Source organism: Streptomyces sp. URMC 126 (genome assembly GCF_051386555.1).
Taxonomy (GTDB): domain Bacteria; phylum Actinomycetota; class Actinomycetes; order Streptomycetales; family Streptomycetaceae; genus Streptomyces.
This window is the reverse complement of record NZ_JBPQTX010000418.1, coordinates 1-5,182: the sequence shown is the minus strand read 5'-3', so window position 1 is coordinate 5,182 and position 5,182 is coordinate 1. Positions and strand designations below refer to the sequence as shown.

Annotated in this window: 3 protein-coding genes; all 3 read right to left on the bottom strand. The window is 77.7% G+C overall.

Going from position 1 to position 5,182, the window contains the following annotated elements; genetic code table 11:
* A partial coding sequence (locus tag ACSNOK_RS30475; protein WP_436784031.1) for a hypothetical protein occupies positions 1 to 2,542 on the bottom strand: 2,542 nt, incomplete at its 3' end.
* Positions 2,497 to 4,047: a DUF3492 domain-containing protein gene (locus tag ACSNOK_RS30470; RefSeq protein WP_436784030.1), complete on the bottom strand. Its 1,551-nt coding sequence runs from the start codon at positions 4,045 to 4,047 to the stop codon at positions 2,497 to 2,499. The genes ACSNOK_RS30470 and ACSNOK_RS30475, both read right to left, overlap by 46 nt.
* A 133-nt stretch (positions 4,048 to 4,180) precedes the next feature.
* The coding region (locus ACSNOK_RS30465; RefSeq protein WP_436784029.1) for an ATP-binding cassette domain-containing protein at positions 4,181 to 5,182 on the bottom strand (1,002 nt) is incomplete at its 5' end.

The window sequence follows — 5,182 nt, the reverse complement described above, 5'->3', positions numbered from 1 at the left end:
GGTCCGCCGGGGTGGAGAGGTCTGGTGGGGTGAAGGCGTCCGGAGGGGTGGAGGGGCCCGGCAGGTTCAACGGGTCTGCCGGGGCCAACGGGTCTGCCGGAGCCAACGGGTCTGCCGCATCCAACGGCGACGGCGGGCCGGACAGGACTGCCAGGTCCATCGGGACTGCCGGGTTCATCGCGTCTGCCGAGTCGGCTGAGCCCGACGGGAGCACCGGGTCCAGCAGGGCCGCCGGCCCCACGGGGTCCGCCGGATCCGCGGAGGGGGACGCGCTCAGGAAGCCGGAGGGGGTCGCGGAGCCGGTCGGCCTGCGGCGAGCGGGCGGTCCGGAAGATTCGGACGAGCTCGCGGCGCCGGGTGGAACGACGAAGTCGGACGCATCCGACAGGCCGGAGGGGCTCGCGAAGCCGGTCCGCCCGGCGAGACCCGACGCACCCGCGACACCGGAGCAGCCGCAGTAGCCGGCCGCGCCCACCGTGCCGGATGGGTCGGCGTCAGCGGGCGCGTCACCGAGGCCTGACGAGCGCCCGCCAGCGGACGGCTCGACGAGACCGGACGCACCGACCCGGACCGACGCCCCCACCCGGGCGGCAGCACCGGCGAAGTCCGACGGGCGCGCACCACCGGCCCGGCCGTCGAGACGGAACGCGCCTGCCCGGCCCGACGAACCCGCGCGCCCGGGCACACCGCCGAGGTCCGACAAGCCCGACAGCTCCGGCACGTCCGGCGAGCCTGCCCCACCGGCCCCGCCCCCGAGTCCCGAAGAACCTGAGCGACCGGACGGGCTGACGGGACTGGACGTGTCTGCCGAGCCTGCGGGGCCTGCCGAACTGATCGGGCCCGACCGGCCCGACAGACCGGACGCCGCACCGATCCCGGACGCATCTCCGCCCCCGAGCGGTCCGACGCCCCCGAACGATCCGGCGGGCACGAACGGTCCGGCGCCTCCGAACGGTCCGGCGGGCCCGGCCGGTAGCGCGGACCCGGGCAGCTCGACCGACCCGGACGACCGGTCGTACGCCACGGCGGCTCCCGCCCCGGCGAGGCCGTGAACGGCCGCGTGCGGCAGGGTGGCGACGGCCCGGACGGTCAGGGCGAGGGCCGCCCCGGCGCAGGCCGCCAGGCCCAGGGCGGCTGGGCCAAGGGCGGCCGGGCCGAGGGCGCCGGGCAGCCGGGTGACCGGCCAGGCCAGGGCGGCACATCCGGGCAGCCGGGCGGCGATCAGCGCGGCCGGCGGCAGCGCCTCGACGGCGCAGGCGGCGAGGACTGCCATGGCGGCGGGCCGGGCCAGGCCGTGGGCGGCGCACAGCCGGTCGAGGAAGAGCAGGCAGCCCAGAGCCAGTGCGGCGAGGGCGGGTGGCGACGTGGGGTGCCCGAGCCCGGGGAGGGCCGACCGGGCCGTCCACACCGACAGGAAGAGGGCGCCGAGCAGGACGGCGAGGACCGCCAGCAGGGCGCACCGGACCCGGACGCGGTACGCCACCAATGAGCGGCTGTCGGCCAGCCGTCGCCGGGCGTAAGCAGCGAAGGCGTGCGCGCACCACGCGGCGGGCGCGACGGCACACGCCAGTCCCAAGGCGGTGGGCGCCGCCGCGAGGGCCAGCGCTCGGGGATCGATCCGTCCGTACCCGAATCCGTACTCGTGCCCGTGCGCCAGCGCGGCGAGCAGCCGGTCCCCGACGCACGCGAAGGCGAGCAGCCAGGCCCAGGCCAACGCCTCGACGACCGTCCGGCGGCTCCGGCCCGGACGAGCGGCGCACCGGCCGAAGCCGTCGGCGGAGCAGACGGGGCAAGAGCAGCGCGATGAGACGGCTGAGGTGGCCGAGGAGGCCGACGAACGACAGTCGTCCCCCGAAGCGGACGCACCTCCCGAGGCCCGCCCGCCCCACCCGTCACAGGCGGCCCGGCGGCCGGAAGCACGCGCAGGCCGTGCCGCCGCTCGCGAACCGCCCTTCACGCCCGCGCCGAACGTCAGCGCCCCCCGCACACCTGCGGACACATCACAGCCCCCGGCCACACCGGGCGTACCCAATACGCCCCCCGCGCCGGACGTCCCGTACCGCCGCCAGTCCCGCGTCCGGAACTCCGGCCACTCCACCTCGCCGGGCGCCGCCCGTCCCCCGCCCCCGGCGGCCCCGCCGCACCGGCCGGCCTCGATGTCCACGAATCCGCCCGCAGAACCACCCACGGAACCGCCCGCGGAACCACCCACGCGACCGCCCCCCGCCCGCTCGTACAGCTCCTCGGCGAGCGAGAACACGTCCCCGTGCCCGCAGGCCGCCGCCGCGCGGTCGGTGACGCCCCGTTCCTCCAGCCGTGCGGCGAGTTCGAGGGGGTCGACGGCGTCGGCGCAGACGGCGTGGTGGCGGAGCAGGAAGGCGCGGACCGGGTCGGGGGCCGGCCCGGGGCGGCCCGGGGCGGCGGGTATGCCGACGGCCGGCACGGGGCCCGCCGGGACGACCGGGGTGGCGACGGCGGCCGGTGCCGCGGCGCGGGTCACCGGCGGCCCGCCCAGGACGGTGACGCGGGACGGGCGGACCACGCGAGGCCGCGGGAGCGCCCGGAGGCGGCGACGGGCACCGCGTCGCGCGGGGCGCCGAGGTCCTGCCGGGCCGGGGAGCTCGACAGCAGCTCCAGGTAGATGCCGCCGAAGGTGGCGATGTTCTGTTCCACGGTGAAGAGTTCCAGGGCGCGGGCCCGGGCGGCGGCGCCGAGCCGGGCCGCGCGGGCGGGGTCGTCGAGCAGGGTGAGGCAGGCCTCGGCGAGGGCGTGCGGATCGTGCGCGGGCACCAGCAGGCCGGTGCCGCCGACGACTTCGCGCACCGACGCCGTGTCGGCGGCGACGGTGGCCCGGCCGCAGAACATGGCCTCGGCCAGCGGTACCGGGAAGCCGTCGCCGGGGGCCCCGACGACGATGACGTCCGCGTCGGCGTAGTCCTCGGGTCCGCAGACGACGACCCGGGAGACGCCGTCGGGCAGCGGGCCGCCCTCCGGGACGCCGGTCACCCTCAGCCGTACGTCCGGCCGCGTCAGGGTGAGGACGGTGGTCGCCTCCCAGAGCCAGGGTTCGGGCGGGCCGCCCGCGAGGAGCAGCACCGGCCCGTCCCCGCGCCGCTCGGGCCGCGCCTCGCCGACGGCCTCGTACAGGCTCGCGTCCACCCCCGGCGGGACGGTGCGCACCCGGCCCCGGTCCGCGCCGCAGCGCTCCTGCCAGCGGCGCACCTGCGCGTCACCGGGGGTGATCAGCGAGGCGTGGGCGTACGCCTCGCCGGCCAGCAGCCGGTGGAAGGCGGACAGGAGCGTGCGGACGGGCACGGACAGGCCGGCCGGCTCGGTCAGATAGTGCTCGCGCAGCCGGACGCCGTACTCGGTGACGAGCAACGGGGTGCCGAAGAAGCGCCGGGCGAGCAGTCCGGGCAGGGCGGCCGGGCCCGCGGAGGCGGCATGGCACAGGTCCACACCGGCCAGGCCGAGATCGCCGTCCGGTGTGCCGTACCAGTCGAGGGAGAGCGGGCGCAGGGCCCGTTCCAGGAGGCCGGCGACGACCAGCAGGTCGGCGACACGGGCCCCCTGCGCGCCGGGGTGTGCCTCGGGGGCGCGGCAGGCCGTCTCCAGGGCGCGCAGGGCGAGTTCCGAGCGGAGCGCGGCGACGAGGCCGCCCTCGTCGCGGGCGAGGCCGGCGAGGCCGTAGAGCCCTTCGGCGAAACGGTACGCCTGGTCGCCGGGTGTCGTGAGGGCCGCGGCCAGGTCGCCGAAGTGGGCGGCGAACCGCTGCCGTTCGCGCCGGCCGTACGCGTCGTGGCCACGCCCCGTCCCACCGCGCCCCGGCCCGCCGGGCGCGGGGCCGCCCCACAGCGGGGCGGCTCTGATCCGGCGCACGTTGCCGGGCAGCGCGTACCAGCCGCCGTCCTCCTGGCGGGCGCTCCGGCTCAGCGCGTACACCTCGAACTCGTGCCGGGGCAGCCCGCGTACGAGCCGGTCACACCACTCCCCGCCCTCGCCTGCGGCGTACGGGTAACCACCCTCGGTCAGCAGACCCACGCGCACGAGCGCACCCCCGATCCCTCAGTCGTCCGGCAGCCGGGAGCACGCTATGGGGGCGCGGAGGTGGTGCGGCGGACGGTTGTCCGTCCCACCACCGGAAGGGGTGAACGGGCGTGACCTTCCTCTTTGGGGTGCGTTATAGGCGCTTGCCCGGGTCCCGCCGATTCGCGCCCGCGCCCGCGCGCGCCCCCGCACGCTCCCCCGAACGGTCCCCCACGCCCTCGCCCGAGCCCGCCAGCCGGGGCACCGCCGCCAGCAGCCCACGCGTGTAAGGGTGCTCGGGCCTTTCGTAGACGGAGTCCGCCGGGCCCTCCTCCACCACGCGGCCCCGCCGCATCACCACCAGCCGGTCGCTGACCTGCCGGACGACGGCGAGGTCGTGGGCGACGAAGACGAGGGCGAGGCCCAGCTCCCGCTGCAACTCGCCGAGCAGGTCGACCACCTGGGCCTGGGTGGTGACGTCCAGCGCCGAGACGGGCTCGTCGCAGACGATCAGCCGGGGTTCCGGCGCCAGCGCCCGGGCGATGCCCACGCGCTGCCGCTGGCCGCCGCTGAACTCGTGCGGGTAGCGGTGGTAGGCGTCCGGGTCGAGACCCACCCGTTCGAGCAGGTCGCGCACCCGGGCGACGATCCGCGCGTCGGACAGCCGGCCGGCCGCGCGCAGCGGGTCGGCGATGGACTCGCCGATGCCGCGCCGGGGGTTGAGGGAGGAGACGGGATCCTGGAAGACCATCTGGAGTTCGCCACGGAACGGCCGCAGCGCGCGCTGCCCCAGCCGCGTGATGTCCCGCCCCTGGTACCGGAGTTCACCGGCGGTGGGCGCGAGCAGCCGGACGAGGGTCCGGCCGAGCGTCGTCTTGCCGCTGCCGGACTCCCCGACCACGCCGACGGTCTCCCCCGCCCGGACGGTCAGCGAGACGTCGTCGAGGGCGGTGACGGCCCGCCGCCCCCGCCCGAACTCCTGCCGGAGGCCGACCGCTTCCAGCAGGACGGAGCCGTCACCCCGCGCCGCCCCGGCCACGGGTACGCCGAAAACCGCGCGTACCCCGAAACCTGCAGGCGCGCCGACGGCCGCGGGCGCGCCGGAAGCCGCCTCCGCGCCGGCCGTCCCGACCCCCTCGGCCCCGGCCCCCTCGGC